Raw genomic sequence first — 26,371 nt, 5'->3', positions numbered from 1 at the left:
AGATACATAGTTAGTTTGATTAGTGTTTACTTAAGTTATCTATATAACGTGAATATTCATAAGGGTATCAACGTTTATAGACTTTAATAGACACTGGCATTATTTTTGCACAATTGTAATTGTAATAAGTTTTTTGCTTTAAGCAGATAATGCTAATGCCGCTAACTAGTGCCGCTAACTATGGTTACCTTCTTTAAATAATAAGGATATTGCAATGATTTACCGCAAAGCACACCATCTCATTACCAATACTAATACATCTACTAAAGATTCAACTCATCCAGATAAAACCCTTCCAAAATTATCAATAAAACCCTTAATAGCAGGGCTACTGCTCGCGTTGAGCTCGCAAGTCATGGCGCATGGTCAATCTGCCAATATGGTGCCACTAGAAGAGGCAATGTCTGCAGCAGGCGCTGAAGTGGACTATGATAGCTATGCGGATGTCTATACCATTACCAAAAATTCAACTCGGGTTCAGATTAAACCCAATAGCAACACCGCCATGGTAAATGGACAATCTCTAACCCTAAGCGCACCTTTAGTAGTCGATCATGGTCAAGCCTTAGTATTGGACACGTTGGCTAATGAAATTTTGCAATCCGATTTAGATCAAACCTTCAAAGTTGAACAGATTCCTCACCCCTTAAATGCGTTAACGGGTGATGAGATTCAACAAACGGTAAATATTATTAAGCAGGCCAAGCCAGAAGAGACGAATCTTCGCTTTGCTGACATAAGACTGAAACCCCCTAAAAAAGAGGCCGTTTGGAATAGTGTACTTGAACAAAAGCCGATGACAGAGGATCGTATTGCAACTTTTACTATTTTAAAAGGCAACACTGTCTTTGAAGGTGAGGCTGACTTAACACGCAATCAGTTGACTAGCTGGAAAGTACTCAACAATACCTTTGGCATGGTGTTAGTAGACGACTTTATGGCAGTTCAAGATGCGATTCAAAGCAGTCAGGCCTACAAGGAGGCGTTGGCTAAACGCGGCATTCATGATGTTACGAAGGTAGTTGGTACGCCATTGACGGTAGGATATTTTGGTAATCAAGATAATCTTGATAAACAGCTTCGTGTCCTTAAAATTATCTCCTATTTAGATACTGGCGATGGTAACTACTGGGCACACCCTATTGAAAATCTTGTGGCCGTTATTGATTTAGATAAAAAAGAGATCATTAAAATAGAGGAGGGCGGTATTATTCCAGTACCGATGACTCAAAGAGCCATCGATGGCCGTGGGCTAGCCGAATCAAGTACAAAGCCGCTAAAAATCATTGAGCCTGAAGGAAAAAATTATACGATTACCGGACGCACAGTCGAGTGGAATAATTGGAAATTTCATATCGGATTTGACAGTCGTACCGGTGTGCAAATTAATACCGTCACTTATAATGATAAAGGCGAAGACCGTAAGATTTTGTATCAAGGTAATTTAGCCGGTATGGTAGTGCCATACGGTGATCCTGATATGGGCTGGTACTTCAAAGCGTATCTTGACTCTGGTGAATATGGGATGGGAACGTTAACCTCACCGCTTGAGAAAAACGTAGATGCGCCAAATAATGCGGTGATGCTCGATGCGGTGATACCAGATTATGAGGGTAAAACGTATACCATTCCTAATGCCATTGCCATATTTGAACGATATGCAGGGCCTGAATACAAACACCAAGAAATGTTCCAAAAGAATGTCAGCATCGAGCGGCGCGAGCTAGTCGTTCGCTGGATCAGTACGATTGGCAACTACGACTATATATTTGATTGGGTGTTCCAGCCAAACGGAACGATTGGTATTGATGCTGGTGCCACTGGTATTGAAGCGGTTAAAGGGGTACTTACTAAAACGATGCATGACCCAACTGCTAAAGAAGATACCCGCTATGGTACTTTGATTGATCATAATATCGTTGGTCCTACTCACCAGCACATCTACAACTTCCGACTTGATATGGACGTGGATGGAGAAACTAACTATATCACTCGTATAGATCCTGTTGTAAAACCAAATACTCGTGGCGGTCCTAGAACAAGCGCTATGGAAACCAATGAGAGAACAGTTTTAACAGAGCTTGGGGCAAAAGAGAACTTTGATCCTTCAACCATTCGCCTTATCAGTAACTCGCAAAATGAAAATCGAATGGGCAATCCAGTGTCTTATCAGTTAATTCCCTTTGCCGGTGGTACGCATCCTGTCGCTAAAGGGGCTAACTTTGCAGAAGATGAGTGGTTATTTAAACGCTTAAGCTTTATGGATAAGCAAATTTGGGTCACCCAATATGATGACACTGAACTTTATCCTGAAGGAAAATATCCCAATAGATCTGACAGCGATACAGGTCTGGGTCAATACACTGCAGATAATGAAGATGTTTATAATGAGGATTTAGTCGTGTGGTTAACGACGGGAACCACTCACATTGCGCGTGCAGAAGAATGGCCAATCATGCCTACAGAATGGGTTAATATACTGTTAAAGCCTTGGAATTATTTTGATGAAACCCCCTCTCTTGAAGTAAACCAATCTAAGGTTGAGTAATGTTTTTTAAAATATTTTAACGTCAACTTGCAAATCTTTAATATACGTGCTTGTCTCTGAGAGCTTATACTATTGTGTACCGGATTTTACATTTTTCGGTTATACGTTAAGATAAATTTATTAATAATATTTAAAAATTAGAACTAATTAATTAAAAAAAATAAGGATTTTTAATATGAAAGAGTATAAATTAGTTATTAATGGGAATTTAGTCGATACCACCGACTATTTTGATGTCATTAATCCAGCAGATAAGTCTGTAGTAGGCCGCGCGCCTAAAGCCACTGAAGATCAATTAAATGATGCAGTCGCTGCAGCTAATGCTGCTTTTCCGAGTTGGTCAGCACTTGAGTATTCTGAACGCCGCGAACTATTGCACAAAATTGCTGATGCGGTTGAGGAGAATGGTGAAGAGCTGCAAACCTTATTGACCAAAGAGCAAGGTAAACCTCTTAAAGGTTTTGGTAATTTAGGCGCAGGGTTTGAATTCGGTGGTACATTACAATGGATACGCACCACGGCAGATTTTGAATTACAGCCTGAAATTATTGAAGATAATGATACCTATAGAGTAGAGGTTCATCATAAACCATTAGGTGTTGTTGGCTCAATCACACCCTGGAACTATCCTTTACTAATCAGTATCTGGCATATCATTCCCGCAATGTTAGCCGGAAATACTGTGGTCATGAAGCCATCAGAGATGACTCCTCTTACGATGCTACGCTTTGGAGAAATCGCTAATGATATCCTGCCACCTGGTGTGCTGAATATTGTCACTGGTGATGGTGAATTAGGTGCCATGATTTCATCTCATGAAGATATCCGTAAAATTGTTTTCACTGGATCAACTCCTACTGGTAAAGCCATCATGAAGAGTGCCGCCGGTAACTTAAAACGTCTTACCCTTGAGCTAGGCGGTAACGATGCCGGTATCGTGTTAGACGATGTGAATGTTGAAGAAATCGCTCCTAAGATTTTCGGTTCTGTATTTATCAACAACGGACAAACTTGTGCGGCTCTAAAGCGCTTATACGTTCATGAAGCGGTACATGATGAGTTATGCGCAGCCCTTACTAAGATTGCAACCAGTATGAAAGTCGGTAATGGCTTAAATGAAGATACGGATCTTGGTCCACTTCAAAATGAGCAGCAATTTAATATCGTTAAAGATCTTGCTGAAGATGCTAAGAAAATTGGTGCTAATTTCTTATGTGGCGGTGAGGTTACGGATGAAAGCGGTTATTTCTACCCCCCAACCTTAGTCAATAATATTAAAGATGGTGCAAAACTGGTCGATATTGAACAGTTTGGTCCAATTCTGCCAATCATTAAGTTCAGTGATGTCGAAGAAGCCCTTGAAGGTGCAAATGGATTAGCCGTTGGTCTTGGTGGTTCAGTATGGTCTAAAGATTTAGTGAAGGCCAACCAAGTTGCGCAGCGTATGGAATGTGGTACCGTTTGGATTAACAACCATGCAGCAGTCCTTCCAATTGCACCATTTGGGGGTGTTAAAGATTCTGGTTTTGGTGTTGAATTTGGTAAAGAAGGGTTATCAGAATATACCTCAATTCATACCCTTCACACCTACAAATAATTCTAAGATGATTTGATGGCTGCTTTACGATAACTATTTTAAATCATTGAATTGAATTGTATTATATTTATTTCAAAAGGGTTAGTACATAAACGTACTAATCCTTTTTTATTTTATTTTCATTTAAATCAAAGCCTAAGCCGCATTGATTGTTAGTCAATCTATAAAAGTAGTCTGGCATCCATGCATTATTATTGTGTCTAAAATATACATTATGCATGCCATTACTGTTGCAGTAAAAAGTTTGCCAACAATCTTTTAGCGCCTTCAGTAGCAAAAGACTCTGGGTGGAATTGAACGCCTTGAATAGGATAGTCCTTATGGCGCAACCCCATTATTTCGTCACCAGCTTTTGCTCGCTCACTTAGACTTAACGACTCATTATTGTCGTTTGCAACTACTGAAGTGACAACCATACACTCTGGCAGGGTTTCAGCTTTTACCATTAATGAATGATAACGCATTATCTCGATATCTTGTGGCAGACCATTATAAACACCTTGTTCATCATGACGAATAGGGGAGGTTTTACCGTGCATAGGCACGCCAGCTCGTACCACGTCTCCACCGAACACATGGGCAATACCTTGCATACCAAGGCAGACGCCAAGCAAGGGTATTGTTGGACCTAGCTCCCGAATAACCTCACTACATACCCCAAAGTATTTTGGATCATCAGGAGACCCAGGACCTGGTGAGATGATTATTCTATCGTAATTCTGAGATTTGACTTGTTCAAGCGAAACCTCATTATTACGCTTTACGGTTACCTTGACGATATTGTCATGATTGTTAATTTCAGTTTGCAGTATTTCACCGACATACTGGTACAAATTAAAGGTAAACGAGTCGTAGTTGTCAATTATTAGTACATTCATCTGTAAGGATTCCAAGGTTTTAAATTCATCAATAGCGTATGCTCAATATTTATCTCGCCTTCATTTAAAGAGAGTCTAAATAAACGATCGTCTAAATAAATGTTGATATTCTGCCTGTGTTTTGTGTTGACTATAAATTGAGTTAATCGGTATCACTAATAGAGTTTACATAAAACTGTCTAATACTATTTTCATAGCTGAAAGCTTACGCTGAATTTCAAGGTATTCATCTTCCGGATTTGAGTCATAGACATTTCCCCCGCAAGTTTGAGCATAAGCATTGTCTTTATTAATAAACAGGCTGCGAATAGGAATCGCAAATATACAGTCACCGTTGAAATTAAAGGATCCTACCGCACCACCGTAAGCTCCGCGTCCATCTGGCTCAAGCTCATTAATAATCTTAATGGCCTCTATTTTAGGTGCGCCTGATAAAGTACCTGCCGGGAAATTACTTGCCAAAGCCGTAAACATATCCTCATCAGGGTGTAATATACCCACAATTTCAGATGAGATATGCTGTACATGAGAATAACGTTTGATATCCATTAGATTGCGAACTTTTACCGTACCAAATTGAGCGACACGTCCGATATCATTACGATGTAAATCAACAAGCATATTGTGTTCAGCAATTTCTTTGGCATCATTTAACAATACACGTGCCAATTGGCGATCTTCAATATCATCTTTGCCGCGCTTAGCGGTACCAGCCAATGGATACGTTTCCATCTCTCCCTGACGCAACCTAAACAATAATTCAGGGGAAGCTCCAATAATACGCTGAGCTCCAAATTTCATAAAATACATATGCGGCGAGGGATTAACCTGACGTAGTTTTTCGTAAATAGGAATATGATCACCAATAATTTTATACTTTGACTTAAAGCCAACCTCACATTGAAATATACGGCCTGAAATAATGTCTTCTTTTACCTTCATCACCGCTTTAGCATGCTCTTCACGACTCATACCATCGCCCAAAAATTCAACTTTTGTAGTCGAATAGGTAGGACATGGCGCCTTTAGTAAAGTCTTCACTTTTTCAATGCGATTATTTTGTAGTTCAGTCGGATAATAAAAATAGAAAATCTCACCTGTCATTTTGTCTAACGTTAATCCGTCTAAGTAGACGCCGAATTTAAAAGGCTCAAAATCATCACTGGTTTTGGCATTTAAAATGGGCTCAAAGAAATTTATACTGTCATAACCTAGATAACCAACCAAACCACCGGTTTGATCTCGGGCAATAACGTGTTGCGGGGTAATCTGACGTAACAATTGATAGGGGTTTTCTGTATGATATTCTTCACTATGACCGTTTCGATTGTTTGTGATCTTTAAAGTATGACGATCAGAAGCAGTTATCGTCATAGCAGGCGAAAAGCCAATGGCATGATGCCGAGAAATATGACTTTCTGCACCCAAAGATTCAAGAAGATAGCAGGTATCAAACTCTGCTTCGATACGCTTAAATAATTCAAAAAAATCAATATCTTCAGTGAGCTTAATTCGAATTGGTTTACTGGGTATTTCAATCATTTGTGGCTGCTTTGACGTTAAAGGGTTGGTCATAAATATTTTCCGTTTTATTGGTGATTTGACTGGCGATGAGTGGTTAACAAGTCGTCAATAGCGGCGTTATCTAATTGTTGTAAAGCTTTGGCACCGCGAGAGACAGTGGCAATACCTACTCCTAATTGTTGGGATATAATACGTTGGGTGACGCCTTGTTTCAGTAAATCAAAAATTAGGATACGATTGGTAATATCAAGCTGTTCTTTATCAGTGAGCAGTGCCTTTAAAAGCGCATTGATCTCATCAGCGTCGTTCATTTGAGACAGATGATTAAGTAAGCTATGATAGGCATGAGTTTGTCTTGGCATAATGGTCATAAGAGTGAAGTTGTTTATTTAATGTTTCAGCATTCTAGTACAGTAGTACAGATAAGTAAACCGTTAATTTTGTAGACGTTATAAAAATAGTAGCGTTGGGAAGAGGCTAGAGAGTTGAAGTTAGTTGAAGTAAGGCACATATAGTCAAAGAACTTTAAAGTAGTTACAAGGCAACCGAGTGCAAGTACTATTGGAGTAGGCCTAACGAGGTTAACGCCGTGACTCTATATAAGTTCGCCGACTATAGCATCATATAGTGAGTTGTACTTGCCAGTCGCTGATGTCTATTTCATGACAATTATGACCCTCACCGTTAATCCTATCGACGACCAGGAATGCACTGGTTTTATTTAAAGCCAATAGCGGGTGGTGCCACACGCCCGCATCATACTGAATACCTTGATCCGATCTAGCATAAAAAACAGACAGTTCATCAGCAGACTGTGGGGCTTTACCTTTAGGTGCTACGACAATGATATAGTCCTTTCCTTGCATGGAGAAAAATGCTTGCGTACCCAGTGGATGATACTCCATAACCGTTAATTGAATTGGATTGGCGCGAGGTTTAGCGATAAAGATACTCATACCCACCTCTCCACCATCGTGAGCAACCTGAGCAATAGCATGGTGACGAGTCGCAAAACCGTTGTTTATTTCATAACAATTGTCGGCAGTCTTTTGATCCTCATCATAGGGTTCAATAACGGTACCAAAGGGTCTGAAGTTTTGCTTGGTTAAGGGTATGGGCTTTAGTACAGTTGTCATAGATACCACCTTAATCTATAAATGCCTTGTCTTATAAAAAGACTTCTTTTCAATCTTATAAAAAGCTAATCGCTATGACACAAATTTGCCAAATAGGCGTACGCGACTAATACCGCCATCTGGGAATATATTTACTCTGATATGAGTAATGGGTTTTTGTAGGTTTAAATTATCAAATACGTGCACATTATCTGCAGACAATTTTTGAGGGTCAAGTAATGTCTCCCAAAACATACTTTGGGTAATTAAGGTATCTTTAGGCATGCCTGGGGCATACACAGCTTGAATAGACACTTCATCTGGAAAATTGCCCTTAAAGTGACTGGTGTCAATTTCAACTGTTTCAGCGATACCTGCATTACCCAGTCCAATAATACACCAGTCATTACCTGGCTCTCGGCGACGACGCGTTTCCCAGCCTTCACCCATATTGGGAGCTTTATGAGGTAGTAGAAGATTATCTACAGATCCAAAATGTTCATCATTAGTCGCAATCGCTTTACCCCCATTGCGCGCTGCGACTAAATCAATAGTTGAGTCTGTAATTTCACTGGTATCTATCTGAACATATCCATAAACGCGCAAACGGGCAATGCCGCCATCTGGATAAATATTTAATTTTAAATGGGTAATAATATCGGTTGATTTAGGTTTATTTATATCAATGAACTCATGAGAGTTGCCTTGTAACGGAGTCATTCCGACAAAACTACGCCATTGCAGGCTTTCCCAGTCTTCTTGACTCATTGATGCAAGTGTATCGTCACTTTTATTCATAATCTCCGGCGCATAAATAGCATCGATACTCGCTGAAGGTGGATAATTGCCTGTAAAATGACTGGTATCAATATCTATACCAATTATCCTAGTTGGACGTGCTAATTGAATAATACAATAATCATTACCTAGTTTACGTTTACGACGGGTCTCCCATCCATCCATCCATTTACCATTGTCGTCAAATTTACCAACGATAAAAACAGGGGTATCATGTTTTAATAATCTCTCTTTTGGTGCAAAAAAATCATCCGTAGCATAGAGTACTTTTGCCCCAAGACGGCTGTCAGCGACATTGGTTTTATTAACAAAATCGGGAAGTTGATCAGGTAGATTATCAGGTAAAATAATTTGGCCTGGATGGATAGATTTTTGTGACATGGCATTATCCTATACTTTTATTGGTATCGTTATCGAAGTCGTTAGCTAATTTGATAGTAAAATTTTAAGAACAAGACTCAACTCTGCATTTAAGCTGTATTGGATATGAATCAACGATTGATTATAACCAGTTTGTTATATTTTGATCAGTAACCGGATGATGGGTATACCAATGTTCAGCAATATCATTGCGGCGGCAGACCCAAACATCTGGTTTCTCACTGATATACTTTAAAAACTTTTTCAATGCCGCAATTCGACCCGCTCGACCAATCATACGACAATGCAGACCTATCGATAGCATCTTAGGAACTTGGCTGCCATGATTGTGCTGACCTTCTTTATACAGCGTATCAAAGCTGTCTTTAAGATAGTGATAAAATGAGTCAGCGTTTGTGTAACCCGGGCTTGAGGCGAATCTCATATCATTTGTTTCAAGAGAATAAGGGATAACCAAATGTGACTTTCTGATAACTTGATCGTCTTGCTGGACTTTAACACTGACCCAGTAGGGAAGTTCATCGGCATAGGAGTCACTATCATAGCTGTAGCCCCCTTGCTCAACCACCAGCTCACGAGTATTAATGCTATCGCGTCCCGTGTACCAGCCAGTGGGTTGATACCCTAGCATTTTTTTAAATATTTCAGTTGCTTGTTGAATATGCTCGCGTTCAGTCTCACGGTACATATTCTGGTAGGTAATCCAGCGTAGTCCGTGACTGGCTATCTCATGTCCATCATCTAAAATACGATCGATTATATGTGGGGTTCTAAGCGCTGCAGTAGCACAGACGAAAGTCGTTATAGGGTAGCCATATTCTTTAAAGGTATCCAGTACACGCCAAACACCAACACGGCTGCCATACTCAAAAGCAGACTCTATGGATTGATGACGGTTATCGAAGGCAGGTGTGCCTAGTATATCGGATAGGAATTTTTCTGATTGCGCATCGCCATGTATTACATTATTCTCAGCCCCTTCTTCAATATTTAAAACAAATTGTACGGCTATTTTTGCACCACCTGGCCATTTTGGATCAGGCGGATTACTGCCATAACCTTTTAAGTCGCGTAGATAGCTTGGAGTATCATTATCCATCAGAAACTCATTTTTAATATGTTTAAAGGGTTGTGAATTCATAAATAAAACCTATATTTGCAAAAGTCTAATCTTTCTCGATAGTATTAGCTTTAAGCAATAAAAAAATAAATTTAAGATTGATAAAAAGATTACTATGTATTATTGCTTTTGCATTAGTAGCCAATAAACTAAGCCTCCTAAAGATGCACCAATTAAAAATCCAAAGCCTTCAAGTACGGTTAACGAAGGAGTTAAAGATATTATTACTGAGACTATTCCTGCCAACAAAAAAGCAATAACACCTCTAATATTCCAACCATTTTGGTAATAATATTGGCCTTCAGGAGAATCGTCGAATAAGGACTGCACATCAAGTTGTTGTTTTTTTATAAGATAATAATCCACTACTAGGATACCAAAGAAAGGGGCAATAATTGCTCCGATTATATTGACAAAACCAACAATACCTACCTGACTAATAAATGATAACCAAGAAGCACCTACAAAAAAAGCAATGATAGCTGTGATAAGACCACCACGTTTAAAATTAATGTGCTTAGGAAATAAATTAGCTAAATCATATGCCGGAGGTATAAAGTTTGCGACCATATTTATACCTACTGTAGCTGCAAAGAACGTTAAAGCAGATACGATAGTTAAGGGAAGAGCGTCTACACGTTCTACAATATCAGAGGGATTGGTTAGAGGTTCTCCAAATAAAACTAAGGTTCCCGCAGTAATAATAAGTGCTATAAATGAGAAAAATACCATATTGAGTGGTAAGCCAAGTAAGTTACCAATCTTCATTTGTCTTTCATTTTTAACAAATCGAGCAAAATCTCCAAAGTTAATCACCACAGCGGCGAAATAAGCAATCATTGTACCTACTATGGCTGTAAATCCATCAAATTCAGACCCTTCATAATTAGTGTTTTCACTAAAAATAGTACTAATGGCTGGTATTAATTCAGACCCAGCGGTATACCAAACGACACCCATTAGAATTATCATAACAATATAAACGATTGGCCCTGCCCAATTCAAAAAATGCTTAATCGGTTCAATACCTGACCAAAATAGCATTATTTGAAAAAGCCAGACAATGATAAAAGCGATCCATGCAGTTGAGGTTAGGCCTATAAAAGTAGTTGTTGAATCTCCTATCATCAATGTTAATAAAATAGCAACTGCTGTTGATGCGAAGTAAGTTTGAACGCCATACCAAAAGATACCTATGATAGCGCGTAACATAGCTGGCAAATTAGAACCTTTTATGCCCATACTAGCGCGAATGAGGACTGGGAAAGGAATGCCATATTTAACCCCTGGCCGTCCAGTTAAATTTACCATCCACATAACTATTATACCTGCTAACATTATAGCAGCCATCACCCACCATCCACTTAAACCATAAGTTAGAAATAATGATGCTGCTAAAGTATAGCCAAATAAACTTTGAACATCGTTAGACCATACATTAAAAATTTCAAACCACCCCCAATTTCGTTTGTTTTTTAGAGTGGGTGCTAAATCTTCATTATATAAAGTTGAATTTGTATTCCTAATTTTTAACTCGCTATCAGTTAGCATATCAATGTCCTTTTGAGTTTTATCGGTAAGTTAAGGTTAAAAATATAATTTTCCTTACAGTTTATTGAAAACATGAATTATTAAACTGTTTAATAAATTATGTCATTAGGATGACATTGTTAGCTATAATAAAATTAAAGATTTTAACTAACAAAAAGGATAATTATATTCACAATCCAGCAATAAATATGCCACTATTTGCTCTTTATAAGAACGAAAGGATTTAGCTTATAAAACATATAGATTACTATGTTTATAAGATAAAAGTTATTTAAGAGCTATGCTATAGAGATGCCATATAACTTAGTAAGTATTGTCGTTCAGTGTCCGTCATATTAGTGATATTGCCTAAAGGCATATATTTAGTCTGAATTGCAGTGATTATTTTAGCTTTGTGCATTTTTAAATCTTCAGGAGTCTGAAGAACGATTCCTAATGGTGGCGCATTCATCCCTGCTTGAGTCGGTTTGACTGAATGACAAGAGGTGCAACGCTGATTAACTATCTGCATGATTTTAGCATCATGGTTTTGATTATCAGTAGCGCCATTAAGGCTGGATTCAGGTTCAATGCTTGAGGTAGTCGTTTCGTCTGTTGGATTTAACTCAGGAGAAGTTGAATCTTTAGAAGCGCTTGAGACAGAAGTAGTAGTTGAAGCCGCTTGCTGAACCTCTATTGGTTCAGGACGCATCCAAAATATAAGAATAAGGGTCAATAATGCTGGTATTACCAGATAACGTGGTTTTTTATGACCTAGATGTTTTTGGTTAAAATAGTGACGTACTATAGCAGTAATAATTGAGATATAAACCAATATCAACCACCCAGACTCATGGGCATACGTCATAGGATAATGGTTACTGATCATGATAAATATTAGGGGAAGGGTAAAGTAGTTATTCATTAAAGAACGGTTTTTTGCTTGTAGCGCCAATTGGGCAACCTCTTTACCAGGTTTTAAACCTTCTTTTACGCATTCAACTAAAGCACGCTGTGCTGGCATAATACCAAAAAAGACATTACCCACCATAATGGTGCCTAAAATTGCACCCATATGAATATAGGCTGCTCGATCACTAAACAACTGGTAAGCTAACCAACTGTCCATCACCATCAGAATAAAAATGAGTACACTAAAAATAAATGCATTTTTACCAAAACGACTACGTACTATCGCTTCATAAATAAAATAATTACCAAACAAAAATAGTAGACTGGTTGCGATAGCGACCATGGAAGAGCTAAAGGCAACTTTACTCGGGTCAATAAGGTAGGCAGTTGCGTTAAAATAATACACTACGGTTAGCATTGCCATACCGGTAAGCCATGTGGTGTATGCTTCCCACTTAAACCAATGCAGCTTCTTTGGCATCTCTTCTGGCTCAAGTTTATATTTGGCTATTTCATAAAAGCCACCACCATGCACTGCCCACAGATCACCAGAAATCCCTTTTTCTTGTTTCCACTTAGGCGGTTTTTGAAGGCTTAAATCTAACCAAACAAAATAAAATGAGGCACCAATCCATGCAACGCCTGCAATGACATGAAACCAACGAAAAAATAATTGTAGCCATTCTAATAAATACGCACCCATGTCATTACTGTCCTATACTTAATTTATGGTTATTATAATAAGCTAGATAATCTAAAATATCGTATACTTAATACCTATTACGGCTTGTTGAAAACTTTATGCAAACTATATTTGAACGACACTTTGAACGGTTTAACGACGATATAGCTTTAGCAATAATTTATGCTATTGAAAGCTTCGTCTAAGAGTTTCGTCTAAGAGTTTCGTTTAAGAGCCTCGATAGGTACTATAACCGTGTGAACTTAATAACAATGGTATGTGATAATGGCTATTGTCAGTAATAACAAAATCAATCACAACTTGAGGATAGAATACCGTTGTATTTTGAGCATCGAAATAGGACTGGGTTGCAAAGCTAAGCGTATACCGTCCTTTGCATAGCTCAATAACATCTGTATCGGCAGATGTATCTTGGCCTTTCCAGTCTTTATGTATAACACGCCCATCAGTGTTAGTTATGGCTTCACCTAGATACTTTTTATTAATCTGTCTATTGCCAGAGTCAATTTCACGTTCATTTTCATTAACCACACGGTGTAACGTTATATGAACACCACTAGCAGGTTTACCAAGATGAGTGTCTAAAATATGCGAGGATAGGGTAGCGGACATAGTGATTCTCTCATAATAATTTTATTTAATGGTTTAGGGCTAGAGAATTAGAGCTAAGTGGTACTAATCAACAATCAGCTTGCTTAATCGTAATCGGGTAATTTTATTTTGTTCATGCGCGCCGTTCACTAATTCTTGCTCCCGAGTATTAGGAAGCCGCTCATTTAATAGCGTCAGCATTTGAGTCGCTGTTTTTCCTGTGGCAAATACAATAAAAATAAACCCAAACTTTTCTAAATAGGCTTGGTTGGCATCTGCTAAAGCTTTTAGAGTTTCATTATCAGCATTATTAGCACCTGATTGCTCAAAAGCGGCGCTACTGGCTGTATTTTGATACTTAGCTTTTAATGTTGATACGTCACCAATTTGGGGATGGCCAGCAAATGCTTGTAAGTAATCAGTCTCAGTCATCTGTTGCCAAATCGCATCGCTACATTCTAATAATGATTCGATGGTTGTAAACGGGCGTTTAGCGCTTAAATTTTTAGCCCAATTTTCACTGGTACAACAGGTAAGAAGGTGGTTTACTGCCTCTGCATCAGGCATAGTATTAAATAGATGCCGTTGTATAGTCATAATATAATTAGATCCTGTAATTTTAGACCCTTAATTTAAGATCCTTTGATTTAAGATCCTTTGATTTTTAGATCTGGTTATGTTTCATCCTATTATTTCTATTCTGGTCTATCTAAAATAGGGTAGGAATGTGACTAATTGAAAAAAGTTGTCCATTTAGTCAACTATTATAACGTCCTTTTAATGATTCGCCTAATTGTGTATTTTTTAACGGAATGTGAACAGTTTTAGTGCGTATGATGCTAAATTAAATCATTTTTACCGTATTATTTGCACCATATTGAAACTTATTATTATTGAGTATCTTTTATAAGCAACAGTCCTTTGATTTAAAGTTCGTCTAAATTCTGAAAAATTAAATCAGACTTTTAATTGGAAAAAATATGAATGAAGGTATAGAAACAAATCCCCCTAATGCACGCACGCAGCCAACTATTCGTGCTGAAAACGAGAGTGCCATCCTTAAAGCCGCTGAAATAGCCTTTGTGCGTCAAGGCTTTAAGGGAGCGACTATGCAGTCTATTGCAGATTTGGCAGGACTACCCAAAGCCAATGTGCATTACTACTTTAAAAGTAAGAAAAACCTATACCTTGCAGTATTAACAAATATAATTAGTGACTGGAATAATGGTCTTGAAGACATAACAGAATACAGTGATCCAAAAGAGAGTATAGAAAAATTTGTACGCACCAAGCTCGATAGTGCATTTAAATACCCAAATCGGCACAAGTTATTTGCTATTGAAGTTATCAATGGAGCTCCTCATCTCCAAGACTTTATGAACAGTCACATGAAGGAGTGGGCGCAACAAAAATCTGATGTCATTAAACATTGGCATGATAATGGTAAAATAGCCATAAGTGATCCATTACAGCTATTTATCGTTATATGGTCAACTACCCAACGTTACGCTGAGTTTGAAACTGAAATCTTAAAACTATTTGGTAAGGAGCAATATGACGACAGTGACAAGCAGCGTGCGGCTGATTTTTTAGTGCCCTTTATATTACGAGGGTGTGGACTTTAAACTAAGCGTCATCTACACTCTTTCCATAATTGTTTGGAATGATTGTATCTAATAATATAGCAACCAAACCTGCTACGGTAACCGCAGACCCAAAGATGTTTTGTACCATTTTAGGCATTTCGGCTAATACTTCTGGCACAAATGCTATTCCTAAAGCCAAGCCTAAAGTCGTCGCTATAATAAGAATATTGCGATGGCTAAATTCAACGGATGCTAAAATACGAATACCCGCTGTGGCAACCGTTGCAAACATTAATAATGTAATTCCGCCTACCACAGGCTTTGGCAATTGAGTAAATAAAGACCCAATAATAGGAAACATACCCATTAAAAATAGAATGCCACCGACATAAAGGCCAACATGACGGCTAGCTATGCCTGTCATCTGAATAACGCCATTATTCTGACTATAGGTGGTGTTAGGAAATGTATTAAACATACCCGCAATCATCGAATTCACTCCATCGCCTAACACACCTCCTTTGATACGACTCTCATATAGCTCACCTTTAATAGGCTCTTTAGAAATTATCGAAGTAGCTGTTAAATCACCAGTCGTCTCTATAGTCGTAATCACATACATTAGTGCAATAGGAACAAATGCTTGCCAATCAAAGGAAAACCCATATTTAAAGGGTATGGGTAGAGTAAAGACAGAAGCTTCAGCAACTTTCGAAAATTCAATTTTTCCTAAGAATATAGAGAGAATAAGTCCTGCCATTAAAGCTATAAAAATAGCATTAGATCGTATATATTTATTTTTAAAAGTACTAACAATAATGACGATTAAGAGGACACTACCCCCAAGAGCAAGGTTTTTCAAACTGCCAAAGTCTTCAGCTTTGAATCCCCCTGCCAGATCGGTCAAACCAACTTTAGTGAGCGACAGACCTATTGTAACAATGACACAACCTGTCACTAAGGGGCTCATAAAAGATTTTAATTTAGTAATGAATTGACTAAGGAATATTTCTATAAAGGCCCCTACAAAAGTTATGCTAAAGATCACAGCTAACACTTCTTCTGAGCTACCACCCTTGCCGTTAACAATAAAACCTGCGGCCAATATAGCACTTAAGAACCCAAAGCTGGTGCCTTGTACAGACATAAGACCAGAGCCAACTGGACCAATTTTGCGAGACTGTATAAAAGTTGCGACCCCGGATACTATCAGAGACATGCTAATCAAATAAGGAATATGTTCACCGAGTCCTAATACACCTCCGATGACCAAAGTTGGAGTTATAATACCAACAAAACTTGCCAAAACATGTTGTAAAGCAGCGAGTGCGGCTCTGTCCGGTTTCGGTTTATCGTTTAGCTCATATAGTAAACGGTTGTTAAGTATATCCACAGATTCTATAGATTTATTTCCTGGGTCATTCTTAGAATTTGTTGGCATTGTCATATCTTGCATCCTTAATAAATATAGAAAGAGGGTTCTTATAATTGATTCATTGATTGGCGTTATAGAACATTAAACAATCTGAGTTAAATCTGACCAAATGGTCAACTATATTTATAATAATGCAAAATCAATGCCAAATTGAATAAGCAAACTAAAAAGTATCTTGCAGAATGATATAAGTGATAAGAATTCATGTATTGACTATAAAAATTAGTATCTGATGACATAGTTTAATTCAATTACTATTAATACAAAAAAAGGACAACCCAATGGATTGTCCTTTTTTAGTACAAACAAACGATTTAAACCAATTAAATATGCCCAAATGGCGATAATGCATCTTGTTTATTAAGGAAGACATCGGTATCTGAATCTGCATCAAGCTCTTTTGGATCTTTAAAGGGCTCAATGTCACTATTATCAGGTGACGAAATTGAGTCATCTTTTAATACGTAAGCCCACGCTTGTTTACGTATGTTTTCATCATACTCCCAGTAGACACCTTGAACTTCTGGCTCAAAGCCTGGCAAAGTATTCACCCCTTCTTCAAGGGCCAAGAAATAGTCTAATACTGGACCACCCCATACTTCACCCGGTACTATGCAGTAAACACCAGGAGGATAGGGTAGTGCGCCTTCCATTGCGATACGCCCTTTTATTTTCGAAAGCGGAACAAGCTCGATATCATTTCGGATAAACGCATTGTGAGCATCAAAAGCGCGCATGGCAAATTTTGGACGATATTCACGTTTGAACATTTGTTGCTGCAATAAATTCAGCTTATGTTTAGCATAGAAGTCATGCAGACGTTGACAAAGCTCATTGATACCTAAGCTACGATATTGCGGATAGGCTTTGGCCAAAGATGGCAAAACTTCACTGACGAGGCTATTAGATTTAATATGAGCTTCAAAGCGTACTATACGTGCCACTAGATGCTGAAATTTAGCCAATGTCTCAGCTGGTGTTAATAAGAATAAAATTGAGTTTAAATCTGCTTTTTCAGGGATAACTGAGCTTTCACGTAAATAATGTGCCAATAAAGGGGCGGGTACACCCGTCGCTTCATATTCGCCCGTTTCCATATTGATACCGGGGGTTGTTAATAACAATTTACAGGGATCGATGAAATATTGATTATCAGCATATTGCTCAAAGTCATGCCAGCGCTCGCCTGCTTTAAATTCAAAAAAGCGTATATCGTTAGCAATCTGTTCCGTGTCATAATCCTGCCAAGGTTTACCATCAATAGTCGGTGGCACAAAAGGTTTAATTAAAGTACACGTATCCAGTAGCATTTTGCGCGCCTCGATACCACCTACGACACATTCATGCCACATACGTTGTCCGGCTTTGCCTTCATGCATTTTTGCATTCACATCTAAAGAGGCAAATAAAGGATAAAATGGGCTGGTAGACACATGCATCATAAACGAATTGTTAAACCGTTTATGATTAACATATCGAGACTGACCCCTAATATGATTGTCTTTTTTATGAATCTGAGACGCTTGTGAAAAACCAGCTTGTTGTTTATGAACTGATTGAGTGACGATAATACCCGGATCATCTGGAGTCAAATCAAGCAATAACGGTGAGCAATCGCGCATCATCGGAATAAACTGCTCGTAGCCGACCCAAGCACTATCAAATAGAATGTAATCGCAAAGATGACCAATTTTATCAACCACTTGACGCGCATTGTAAATTGTACCGTCATAAGTACCAAGCTGAATCACGGCTAAGCGAAAGGGACGTTTGGCATCGGCCTTTTCCGGTGCAACTTCGCGGATTCGATCTCTAATCTCATCATCCTCAAAACAATGCGCAGAAATACCACCGATCAAACCGTAAGCATTACGATCGGTCTCTAAATAAACAGCGGTACCACCACTCATGGATAATGCACTTTGATAAACTGACTTGTGATTATTGCGATCGAATAATACTAAGTCGCCATGAGCAACCAAAGCACCAATGGCTATTTTATTAGAAGATGAGGTGCCGTTTAATACAAAGTAAGTTTTATCCGCATTAAATACTTTAGCTGCGTGGGCTTGAGCTTGGTACGCTGGGCCTTCATGGATTAATAAATCACCTAAACCGACATCAGCGTTGCATGAGTCTGAGCGAAATAGATTCTCACCAAAATATAAAAAGAAACGGCGGCCAGAAGGATGCCGACGGAAGAATTGACCGCCTTGATGACCAGGGCAGTCAAATGCTGCATTGCCATAGTCGGTATATTCTCGCAGAGCTTGGAAAAATGGAGGATCAAGCGTATCGATGTAATGCGCTGCAGCAGCGTTCACCAATTGGCCATTATAGTACTTTTGGTCATCTGCAAGCTCTAGAACGCCATACACATGTGGCAACCACTCATCAGGCACACTATCCCCATATTTAATCGCCACAAAAATGGGAATGGTAAACCCTAGATCTTCAATCTCCGCATGAGCAGTTGGCAAATCTGCCATAGTAACCACGATAGCGGCAATATTAGTAAAATCTGTCGCCTCCACCTCCGTCAGACGGTAGTTACAATTGAGTGCATATTCGATGCCTTCACTGACGGCTATTTTCATGTTACTTTCCTTAAATTTAACAATTGAATAAGCGATGGCTTATTTATAATTGATGACCATTTTACGCTAAGGCGCTAACCGGTTCATGGGTTTATGATACTTTTTACCAAGGATATACAGTTTACCGCTGTAATATGAAAAAATTGGACAAATTTAGCGGTTAAGGAATTGCTGCTAAAGAATAGCTGCTAAATAAGTGCTTCTAAAGAGACGACTAACGAATTTAGTTTTCTATATTGCGTCCAAATGACGCGTTATTTATACTGCAAAACTTTAACTATTGATAATGTACTTCAGTAAATTAGTGATTAATAAATTGACACTCAGTATGCAATCCTTAATACGACTATAATTACTGCCGAAATGCCGGACTCATATTATGACTGATTTAACCAGCCTAGATCTTACACATTATGCTATTGAAAGCTTACCCTTAGCATTTGGTATTATCATGGCCATTATAGGGTTGGTGTTTTATACCCAAGGCCTACCGGGAAAATTCTGGAGACGGTTTTATGCGGTACTACCCGGTATTGTACTTTGTTGTTTTATTCCCGCTATTTTGAATAGTTTGGGTGTATTTGCTGAAGGCGTGGGCTCACAAATTTATGGCTTTACTGCTACATATCTACTGCCCGCAAGCTTACTGCTTATGACCCTATCCATGGATGTTCCCAAGATTTTAGGCTTAGGATGGAAGGCTATTGCAATGTTTTTGGCAGCTAGTATCGCTATTATTATTAGTGGGCCAATTAGTCTTGGAATTGCCAAGTGGTTATCGCCAGAGATGTTTATGGATGATACCTTATGGCGTGGATTCTCAGCGGTTGCCGGCAGTTGGATCGGTGGGGCGGCCAACCAAGCGGCGATGAAAGAACTATTTGGGGTGAGTGATGATTTGTTTGGTATGATGATACTGGTTGACACTACCAATGCCTCAATATGGCTATTGGCTATTTTAGTCATGGCAAAACACAGCACAAAGATAGATAGATTTCTAAAAGCGGATACGGACAGTATAGATAAAGTAGTGGCTGCAGTGGAAAGTTACGAGTATGAAAACGCCCGACCAGCCAACCTTAATGACTTAATGGTGATGTTTGGACTGTGCTTTGCGATGGTCGGTCTTGCTCACTTTATTGGAGGGCAAATCGCCGATTATTTTTCTCCTTACGCTTGGGCGGTTCAGTATAGCTTTGCCAGTTCATTTTTTTGGATGGTGGTTATCATTACCTTAATAGGGGTGGGATTTTCATTTACTAAGATTCGACGCTTGGATCATATAGGTGCCTCAAAGATTGGGACGGTCTTTATTTTTGTACTCATTGCCGCTATCGGTATGCAGATTAACCTAAATGGCTTAGTATCGCAGTGGCGATTATTATTAATTGGGTTATTATGGATGAGTATTCATGTCGCGATTATATTTATGGTTGCCAGACTCATTCGGGCGCCCTTCTTCTTTTTAGCGGTCGGGTCCAACGCCAATACAGGCGGAGCTTCCTCAGCACCTATTGTGGCTACCGCCTTTCACCCTTCATTAGCGCCCGTTGGGGTGTTTTTAGGTATTTTAGGCTATGCAGTGGGTACAGTCGGGGGGTATGTTAGTACTCAGTTAATGCGACTGGTGGTTGGTTAAAGAAATCTCAGCTGAGACCACTTTATAACAGTGCAAGACAGGGTTGAAAATCATGTTTGATAAAATAAAAGAGTGGCGTGATCAACGTGTCATTGATAACAGCCCCTATACGCGAGATGACTGGAATGCGGTTGCCGACCAATTGCCTCTGCTCAATAGACTGACTAATGACCAACGAACGCAGTTATTTGAACTAGCTACTTTATTCTTAAATGAGAAATCAATTCAAGGCGCACAAGGTTTTGAAGTTAATGATGTTATGAAGCAGTCTATCGCTTTACAAGCTTGCCTGCCCATTCTAAATCTTGGGCTTGAATGGTACAAAGGCTGGTCATCAATCATTGTGTATCCTCGCTCATATCATAGTGATAACATAACGACCGATGAGTTTGGCATTGTACATCAAAGCCAGCAACACCGTAGTGGGGAAGCATGGCTGCGAGGACCTGTTATTCTGTCGTGGCAAGATGCTAAGCATGCAGGTGTCCGTGATGGCAACAATCTGGTTATTCATGAGTTTGTGCATAAGCTAGATATGCTAAATGGCCGCGCTAACGGATTTCCGCCTATGCAATCAGGCATGAATCCTAGCGACTGGACTCAGATAATGCAAAATGGATTTGAGGATTTTCAGCGCTATCCCAAAGCAGGTATTAATAACTACGGCGCTACCAACCCTGCTGAATTTTTCGCCGTATTGAGCGAAGTATTCTTCGAGCGACCTGAGGTATTGCAAGACGCTTATCCTGATATTTTTGAACTTATGGTCGAGTTTTTTGGACAGAATCCGCTATAAATGAATTCACTATTTAATGAACCCAAATTCGGGATAAGGGTTATTGTAGCCAATCCTGCTTTCAGCTATATCTCCTCGTCAGGCGGGTGCAGTGACTTAGTTTTGGAGTGGCTACGTTGGCAAGAGACGCTCCAAACTTTAGTCACTGCCCCGCCTGACGAGCAGTATACCGCTTCTATCAGGGCTAAAACGCTCTCACGGTTATAGTTAAAGTTAGTGGATGCGTTATTTAGGTTATTGACAGTTAGGTTACTTAGTTAGATTATTGATAAATAACTAAACCCTTAAGGTACTGCCATCACTGCACAATTACACAAGTCATCACTCTCAAACTGAGTCATTTCGCCAACAGACTGATTAGGTACAGGAAAAACCCGAACTGTCAGCGGTTTATTGAGTCTAAACGCCAGCGTGCCTGTATCTCTCATTAATGACGATAGCTTCTCGTTTGGTGTATCACCAGCAATAGGGACGGTATCTAAACCTATGCCACAAACCGCACTATAGGTTAATAACGCCCGAATATCGAACTCATTATCGATAGTGCCTTGCGCCAATCCTGTATCTTCGGTAACTGCTAGCATCAATCCTGAAAATCCAACAGCGTTAATACCCTTGATGGACTTAAAAACACGAGTCAGCAGGCTAGACGCTTCAACCGTACCTGATGCCCCAAAGTATGGCACACCAAGTAACTTATACACCTCAACCATAGAAGCACAGTCTTTAGAGGGGGCAGGCGAGGTGTCGATACCAATGTATGTCCAATCCATAGTACTTGAAACTTTAGTCTCTGAATACTTAGTTTCTGAACCCCTAATTCCTGAATCTGAGCTATTCGTTTGCGCTATCTTATTTATGATATCGATATGATGTTGCAGAGCGTAGCTCATCGCTTGAAATGCGAGTTGGCGTTGCTGTTGGTAACTTATACCTTCTGTCACATTATCTTTACTAACTTGCTTATTATGTTGATCATTTACCGCCTGTAACGTAGCAACTAATAAGTCTGGCGTCTCAAGTCCAATCACAAAACCTTTATCCGTCTGCCCGCTATGATAACTTGCCGGAAAGTAGGGGATAAACTCATCGCAATTAAAATTCACCGTAAAGTTAAAGTTTCCCTCTCCACGTGGGGTAATCTTTGCGATATGTTGTACCGTCTCAACGCAATGCTCAATTAACTCGTTATCAAGCACCCCCAAGTCATTGGCTGGTACATTGACGCAAGCATTGCATAAATCGCCATATTGAGCGATAAGTTGTGGCAGTAATTTGATTTCTTGCACGGTTTTGGCTTCACCGATGGCAAAGCGAATACGTAACGGTTGTGATTGGTTGTCTATACTGTTGGCATCGCTGAGCGTACTAGTATCTTGACTTAGTTGATCAAGTAATTGGGTGATTTTCTCTAAGCCTATGACAGCTGAGTCAATAGTGCTGGTGTCTAAATACTCACCAAAGGGATTGGTCACAATACGTATCGATTGTACCATATAACCTTGCAAGTGATACGCATCGGCTAAGGTATTGCATTGTTTGATAGCATCGGCAAGAACATGTTCCCATGCGTCCATATCTTTCGTAAGATTGATAAAGGTGGTTACGGTTCGGACTTTGCATAGGGATTTATCTTTGAGAACGTCATTAAGAATGTTTGGTATTGAAAATTGAGATATATAATATTGTTTGTTTGTCATAATTTGCTCTCACATTTTTAAGTTATTCTCAGAATTAAAGGCGTTTATTATTAATATAATAAAGCTCAAAATAATCAATTAACCTAAATCCATAAAGCCACCGCACAATATAAAGTCATCAATACTATGACGATATGAATCAGTTTCATTAACCTAGGATTATGTACTAAACGTCGTAACCATTGCCCGCCAGCTGCCCATACTGCGATAGAAAGCAGGCTTACGATCATGCATAAAATAATTAAGGGCCAATTTGCCAACCATGCGTAATTTGAGCCCGTATTTGCTAAATTAATAAGTGCAATACTGGGTAGCATGACCGTCATTGTCCAAGTCTTTGGGTTTAACCATTGAAACAACGCCGCTTGCCAAAAAGTAAGGGGCAGTTCTCCAAACTTCTTTTTAATTTTTGCATCCGAATTTTCAGAAGCCTCAAGTCTCAAAGCCTCAGTGACCATCGCGCTAAAGTCACTAATCGCCATTTGATAGGTCAGCCATAATAGATATGCCGTACCTAATATTTTTATACCCAACATGAGGGTAGGGTGGTCAACGACAATAGCGGCCATTCCCCAATAGCTTAACCACGTCATCACGCCAGCACCAAACGTTATGCCTAATAAATGACCTCGACAGCCCCACAACCCTTTTTTAATTCCCCCATGCAATAGCATTAAGTTATTTGGCCCCGGCGTTATGGAGTTGATAAGTATAAATACGGCTAAAGCAAAAACACTACCTTCCAATCCTGTCATCATATTGGTTAACATCGGTTATTAACGCTCCAAGTATGCTGGGAAATTAATAAATTTTATGTATTATCATTTAATAGTTATAGAAATATTTTAACGAAATTAGTCTAAATTTTAGGGTTACTAACTTAGCTTTTATACCTTCCTTGAAAACCGAATCGTCAACAACGCCAATCCTAATAAAATAAATAACGAGCCAATAATTTCAGTTTTAGATAGTATCTCGTCATATACCCACCAGCCAAAAAACAGTCCGCCAATTGGGATAAGCAAAGTGTAAGGGGTTACAACGGCAAGCCCATGCTTCGTAATGAGTCTTGCGAATATCGAGTAACAGATAATAGTAATAATAAAGGACTCAAATAATACCACCAACCAGCTTTTTAGGCTCGGCCATTGAACCAATATGGAAAAGTCCGTGGAGGTGAAGTGGCTGTAAACCACAGCTAATACCAAAACAGGCACAGGAATAAATAAGCTTGACCACGCTGTAAAGCTCACCACATCTTGAGGCTTCGATATTTTGATAATGACTTGGCTTAATGTCATAAAAGTGGACGCCAATAGCACTAATAATAGACTTGCCAAACTAAAATTATCTGATTTAAACAAGCAGACGACCAACAGCCCGATGAATGCTACTACAATGCCTACCGCTTGCTGTTTGGTTAATGCTTCTTTAAATACAAAAATGGCGATTAAAATGGTTAAAAAGGGACTGGTTTGTAATATCAATGACGACATACCAGACGGCATGCCATTAAATACTGCTAAAAACACCAGACCCCAGACACCAATACCCAGTATCAATCCGTACAAAGCCACATAGATTAAAGACACATCGGGTTTTTTTAAGAAAAATACTAATGGTATGCCTGTAAATAAGAACCTTAAGAAAATGAAAGTAAACGGATGCATATCTTCAAGTCCCCAACGGATTACCATAAAGTTAGCACCCCAAATGATGACAATGGCGAGCAGTATTAGCTTTTCTTTAAAGGTTATATCCATTCCATTTGTTTACTAACTATAAAATCCATATAGTTGTCTTACTAAAAAGCCATAAGTGGTTCAATAAAACAAGGCGTTTAAATAAGGACCAATCATGAAAAGAAAACGTTTAGATTGATTATTAATCAGACTTAACACCCTTTAAGGTTTAGAATAAATTAATTATGATTTCAATTACAAGATTTAAAACCACAAGGCAACCGCACAATAAACAACCATCAATACAATAATTACATGCACTAATCGCATGGTTATAGGACTTTTAACCAGTCTTCTTAATTGTTGCCCACCTGCTGACCAAAAGCTAATACATATTAAATTAATCGCCATACACATTATGAGCAATGGCCAATTATTTAATCCAAACTTTAATTGTCCCAATTGAACGGCTAATACATTGCTAGTAAGAATAGCCAAAGTAGGGGCAACCACGGTCATCGTCCATGCTTTAGGATTTAACCACTGAAACAGCACTGCCTCCCAAAAACTTAACGGTAATTCGCCAAAACGCTGCTTATTACCGACATCATCATTTTTGCTTTCTAATGCTAATGTCACTATCTGCGCAAAGTCGCTTTTGACCATGTGGTAAGCCAGCCATAATAAATAGCCCGTTCCGACTATCTTAATCATCTGCATCAAAGTAGGGTGTTCAATAACTAAACTCGCCATGCCCCAATAGCTCAGCCACAACATAATTCCGACACCAAAACTAATACCCAGCATATGCCAACGGCAACCCCAATAGCCCCGTTTAAGTCCGCCTTGTAAAAGCATAATATTGTTTGGACCGGGTGTAATTGAGTTGATTATCATAAAAACGGCTAAAGCTATAACACTACCCTCAATGGTCACCATATCTAATTTCCTTAATAGCTAAAACCTAAAGACCATGTATTATTTCAATGGCGGTTAAACTAACTATATAACTTATTAACTAGACAATACCTATACAGTTAAAATAACAGTTAACAAAGTGTTATGATTAATAACCCATAACAATTTTAGGTATATAAAAATTAATTTCTGATAACCTATTATTTTTACCTATACAGTACAATACAGTTAAAATAGCAGTGTCTGTGATAATATGTTGGTCAACCAATAAAGTGTGAATAGTAGGCAATCTTCAGCTTTATACTTGATAGTACTAACCCC

At 38.8% G+C, this 26,371-nt stretch carries 22 protein-coding genes; 6 read left to right on the top strand and 16 right to left on the bottom strand.

What is annotated here, in order from left to right; genetic code table 11:
- Positions 1 to 214 precede the first annotated feature (214 nt).
- The gene (gene tynA / locus AC21OG_RS11095; RefSeq protein WP_487376716.1) at positions 215 to 2,548 is read left to right on the top strand and encodes a primary-amine oxidase; all 2,334 of its coding nucleotides are present in this window, start codon (positions 215 to 217) and stop codon (positions 2,546 to 2,548) included.
- A 175-nt stretch (positions 2,549 to 2,723) separates the two neighbouring features.
- Positions 2,724 to 4,145 (top strand): aldehyde dehydrogenase family protein, encoded by a 1,422-nt coding sequence (locus tag AC21OG_RS11090; protein ID WP_487376715.1) that lies wholly within the window; start codon positions 2,724 to 2,726, stop codon positions 4,143 to 4,145.
- A 224-nt stretch (positions 4,146 to 4,369) separates the two neighbouring features.
- On the opposite strand, the gene AC21OG_RS11085 is transcribed toward AC21OG_RS11090, so the two are convergent.
- The 10 genes from AC21OG_RS11085 to uraD all read right to left on the bottom strand — a co-directional run bounded on the left by AC21OG_RS11085 (position 4,370) and on the right by uraD (position 14,294).
- Entirely contained in the window at positions 4,370 to 5,023 is a 654-nt protein-coding gene (locus AC21OG_RS11085) for an anthranilate synthase component II (protein WP_487376714.1), read from the bottom strand.
- Between the two features lie 165 nt (positions 5,024 to 5,188).
- Entirely contained in the window at positions 5,189 to 6,598 is a 1,410-nt protein-coding gene (locus tag AC21OG_RS11080) for an anthranilate synthase component I family protein (protein WP_487376713.1), read from the bottom strand.
- Positions 6,599 to 6,612: 14 nt separating this feature from the next.
- A complete protein-coding gene (locus AC21OG_RS11075; protein WP_487376711.1) occupies positions 6,613 to 6,909 on the bottom strand; it encodes a Trp family transcriptional regulator in 297 nt (98 codons plus the stop codon).
- A 258-nt stretch (positions 6,910 to 7,167) separates the two neighbouring features.
- The gene (locus tag AC21OG_RS11070) at positions 7,168 to 7,683 is read right to left on the bottom strand and encodes an ureidoglycolate lyase (RefSeq protein WP_487376710.1); all 516 of its coding nucleotides are present in this window, start codon (positions 7,681 to 7,683) and stop codon (positions 7,168 to 7,170) included.
- 72 nt (positions 7,684 to 7,755) lie between these two features.
- Positions 7,756 to 8,841, bottom strand: coding sequence for an allantoicase (gene alc / locus AC21OG_RS11065; protein ID WP_487376709.1), 1,086 nt, complete (start codon positions 8,839 to 8,841; stop codon positions 7,756 to 7,758).
- Between the two features lie 121 nt (positions 8,842 to 8,962).
- Positions 8,963 to 9,940, bottom strand: a complete 978-nt coding sequence (gene puuE / locus AC21OG_RS11060) for an allantoinase PuuE (protein WP_487376840.1) — start codon at positions 9,938 to 9,940, stop codon at positions 8,963 to 8,965.
- A 141-nt stretch (positions 9,941 to 10,081) separates the two neighbouring features.
- Entirely contained in the window at positions 10,082 to 11,512 is a 1,431-nt protein-coding gene (locus tag AC21OG_RS11055; protein WP_487376708.1) for an NCS1 family nucleobase:cation symporter-1, read from the bottom strand.
- A gap of 283 nt (positions 11,513 to 11,795) precedes the next feature.
- Positions 11,796 to 13,106, bottom strand: coding sequence for a urate hydroxylase PuuD (locus tag AC21OG_RS11050; RefSeq protein ID WP_487376707.1), 1,311 nt, complete (start codon positions 13,104 to 13,106; stop codon positions 11,796 to 11,798).
- Positions 13,107 to 13,313: 207 nt separating this feature from the next.
- Positions 13,314 to 13,718: a hydroxyisourate hydrolase gene (gene uraH, locus AC21OG_RS11045; protein WP_487376706.1), complete on the bottom strand. Its 405-nt coding sequence runs from the start codon at positions 13,716 to 13,718 to the stop codon at positions 13,314 to 13,316.
- 63 nt (positions 13,719 to 13,781) lie between these two features.
- Positions 13,782 to 14,294 carry a 2-oxo-4-hydroxy-4-carboxy-5-ureidoimidazoline decarboxylase gene (uraD, locus tag AC21OG_RS11040; RefSeq protein ID WP_487376705.1) on the bottom strand — a complete coding sequence of 171 codons (513 nt, stop codon included), beginning with the start codon at positions 14,292 to 14,294 and terminating at the stop codon, positions 13,782 to 13,784.
- Between the two features lie 383 nt (positions 14,295 to 14,677).
- Here uraD and AC21OG_RS11035 point away from each other — a divergent pair, with 383 nt between their 5' ends.
- Complete coding sequence (locus AC21OG_RS11035; protein WP_487376704.1) at positions 14,678 to 15,322, top strand: TetR family transcriptional regulator C-terminal domain-containing protein; 645 nt, start codon at positions 14,678 to 14,680, stop codon at positions 15,320 to 15,322.
- Position 15,323: 1 nt separating this feature from the next.
- Here the strand turns inward: AC21OG_RS11035 and AC21OG_RS11030 are convergent, their stop codons facing one another.
- Together AC21OG_RS11030 and AC21OG_RS11025 are read right to left on the bottom strand one after the other, a co-directional pair.
- On the bottom strand, positions 15,324 to 16,730 hold the full coding sequence (locus AC21OG_RS11030) for a uracil-xanthine permease family protein (RefSeq protein ID WP_487376703.1): 1,407 nt from the start codon (positions 16,728 to 16,730) through the stop codon (positions 15,324 to 15,326).
- Between the two features lie 311 nt (positions 16,731 to 17,041).
- Positions 17,042 to 19,315, bottom strand: a complete 2,274-nt coding sequence (locus AC21OG_RS11025) for an ornithine decarboxylase (protein WP_487376702.1) — start codon at positions 19,313 to 19,315, stop codon at positions 17,042 to 17,044.
- Between the two features lie 379 nt (positions 19,316 to 19,694).
- On the opposite strand from AC21OG_RS11025, the gene AC21OG_RS11020 reads away from it, so the two are divergent.
- From AC21OG_RS11020 to AC21OG_RS11010, 3 genes are read left to right on the top strand one after another with little or no spacing between them, the layout of a single operon-like run.
- The gene (locus AC21OG_RS11020; protein ID WP_487376701.1) at positions 19,695 to 20,954 is read left to right on the top strand and encodes a DUF819 family protein; all 1,260 of its coding nucleotides are present in this window, start codon (positions 19,695 to 19,697) and stop codon (positions 20,952 to 20,954) included.
- Positions 20,955 to 21,006: 52 nt separating this feature from the next.
- The gene (locus AC21OG_RS11015) at positions 21,007 to 21,750 is read left to right on the top strand and encodes a M90 family metallopeptidase (protein WP_487376700.1); all 744 of its coding nucleotides are present in this window, start codon (positions 21,007 to 21,009) and stop codon (positions 21,748 to 21,750) included.
- Positions 21,751 to 21,957 (top strand): hypothetical protein, encoded by a 207-nt coding sequence (locus AC21OG_RS11010; RefSeq protein ID WP_487376699.1) that lies wholly within the window; start codon positions 21,751 to 21,753, stop codon positions 21,955 to 21,957.
- 77 nt (positions 21,958 to 22,034) lie between these two features.
- Here the strand turns inward: AC21OG_RS11010 and AC21OG_RS11005 are convergent, their stop codons facing one another.
- The 4 genes from AC21OG_RS11005 to AC21OG_RS10990 form a co-directional block, all read right to left on the bottom strand.
- Positions 22,035 to 23,450 (bottom strand): DUF711 family protein, encoded by a 1,416-nt coding sequence (locus tag AC21OG_RS11005; protein ID WP_487376697.1) that lies wholly within the window; start codon positions 23,448 to 23,450, stop codon positions 22,035 to 22,037.
- Positions 23,451 to 23,533: 83 nt separating this feature from the next.
- Positions 23,534 to 24,220: a LysE family translocator gene (locus tag AC21OG_RS11000; protein ID WP_487376695.1), complete on the bottom strand. Its 687-nt coding sequence runs from the start codon at positions 24,218 to 24,220 to the stop codon at positions 23,534 to 23,536.
- A gap of 117 nt (positions 24,221 to 24,337) precedes the next feature.
- Positions 24,338 to 25,213 (bottom strand): DMT family transporter, encoded by an 876-nt coding sequence (locus AC21OG_RS10995; protein ID WP_487376694.1) that lies wholly within the window; start codon positions 25,211 to 25,213, stop codon positions 24,338 to 24,340.
- Between the two features lie 183 nt (positions 25,214 to 25,396).
- Complete coding sequence (locus AC21OG_RS10990; protein ID WP_487376693.1) at positions 25,397 to 26,029, bottom strand: LysE family translocator; 633 nt, start codon at positions 26,027 to 26,029, stop codon at positions 25,397 to 25,399.
- Between the last annotated feature and the right edge of the window lie 342 nt (positions 26,030 to 26,371).

This window comes from Psychrobacter sp. CX5, from assembly GCF_057621535.2.
Note: the sequence above shows the minus strand (reverse complement) of the source record. Positions and strands in the feature narration are given on the sequence as shown.

What these genes read in the sequence shown, in the direction of transcription:
- tynA (WP_487376716.1), top strand. Translation starts at nt 215, where the DNA reads ATGATTTACCGCAAAGCACACCATCTCATTACCAATACTAATACATCT.
- AC21OG_RS11090 (WP_487376715.1), top strand. Translation starts at nt 2,724, where the DNA reads ATGAAAGAGTATAAATTAGTTATTAATGGGAATTTAGTCGATACCACC.
- AC21OG_RS11085 (WP_487376714.1), bottom strand. Translation starts at nt 5,023, where the DNA reads ATGAATGTACTAATAATTGACAACTACGACTCGTTTACCTTTAATTTG.
- AC21OG_RS11080 (WP_487376713.1), bottom strand. Translation starts at nt 6,598, where the DNA reads ATGACCAACCCTTTAACGTCAAAGCAGCCACAAATGATTGAAATACCC.
- AC21OG_RS11075 (WP_487376711.1), bottom strand. Translation starts at nt 6,909, where the DNA reads ATGCCAAGACAAACTCATGCCTATCATAGCTTACTTAATCATCTGTCT.
- AC21OG_RS11070 (WP_487376710.1), bottom strand. Translation starts at nt 7,683, where the DNA reads ATGACAACTGTACTAAAGCCCATACCCTTAACCAAGCAAAACTTCAGA.
- alc (WP_487376709.1), bottom strand. Translation starts at nt 8,841, where the DNA reads ATGTCACAAAAATCTATCCATCCAGGCCAAATTATTTTACCTGATAAT.
- puuE (WP_487376840.1), bottom strand. Translation starts at nt 9,940, where the DNA reads ATGGATAATGATACTCCAAGCTATCTACGCGACTTAAAAGGTTATGGC.
- AC21OG_RS11055 (WP_487376708.1), bottom strand. Translation starts at nt 11,512, where the DNA reads ATGCTAACTGATAGCGAGTTAAAAATTAGGAATACAAATTCAACTTTA.
- AC21OG_RS11050 (WP_487376707.1), bottom strand. Translation starts at nt 13,106, where the DNA reads ATGGGTGCGTATTTATTAGAATGGCTACAATTATTTTTTCGTTGGTTT.
- uraH (WP_487376706.1), bottom strand. Translation starts at nt 13,718, where the DNA reads ATGTCCGCTACCCTATCCTCGCATATTTTAGACACTCATCTTGGTAAA.
- uraD (WP_487376705.1), bottom strand. Translation starts at nt 14,294, where the DNA reads ATGACTATACAACGGCATCTATTTAATACTATGCCTGATGCAGAGGCA.
- AC21OG_RS11035 (WP_487376704.1), top strand. Translation starts at nt 14,678, where the DNA reads ATGAATGAAGGTATAGAAACAAATCCCCCTAATGCACGCACGCAGCCA.
- AC21OG_RS11030 (WP_487376703.1), bottom strand. Translation starts at nt 16,730, where the DNA reads ATGACAATGCCAACAAATTCTAAGAATGACCCAGGAAATAAATCTATA.
- AC21OG_RS11025 (WP_487376702.1), bottom strand. Translation starts at nt 19,315, where the DNA reads ATGAAAATAGCCGTCAGTGAAGGCATCGAATATGCACTCAATTGTAAC.
- AC21OG_RS11020 (WP_487376701.1), top strand. Translation starts at nt 19,695, where the DNA reads ATGACTGATTTAACCAGCCTAGATCTTACACATTATGCTATTGAAAGC.
- AC21OG_RS11015 (WP_487376700.1), top strand. Translation starts at nt 21,007, where the DNA reads ATGTTTGATAAAATAAAAGAGTGGCGTGATCAACGTGTCATTGATAAC.
- AC21OG_RS11010 (WP_487376699.1), top strand. Translation starts at nt 21,751, where the DNA reads ATGAATTCACTATTTAATGAACCCAAATTCGGGATAAGGGTTATTGTA.
- AC21OG_RS11005 (WP_487376697.1), bottom strand. Translation starts at nt 23,450, where the DNA reads ATGACAAACAAACAATATTATATATCTCAATTTTCAATACCAAACATT.
- AC21OG_RS11000 (WP_487376695.1), bottom strand. Translation starts at nt 24,220, where the DNA reads ATGTTAACCAATATGATGACAGGATTGGAAGGTAGTGTTTTTGCTTTA.
- AC21OG_RS10995 (WP_487376694.1), bottom strand. Translation starts at nt 25,213, where the DNA reads ATGGATATAACCTTTAAAGAAAAGCTAATACTGCTCGCCATTGTCATC.
- AC21OG_RS10990 (WP_487376693.1), bottom strand. Translation starts at nt 26,029, where the DNA reads ATGATAATCAACTCAATTACACCCGGTCCAAACAATATTATGCTTTTA.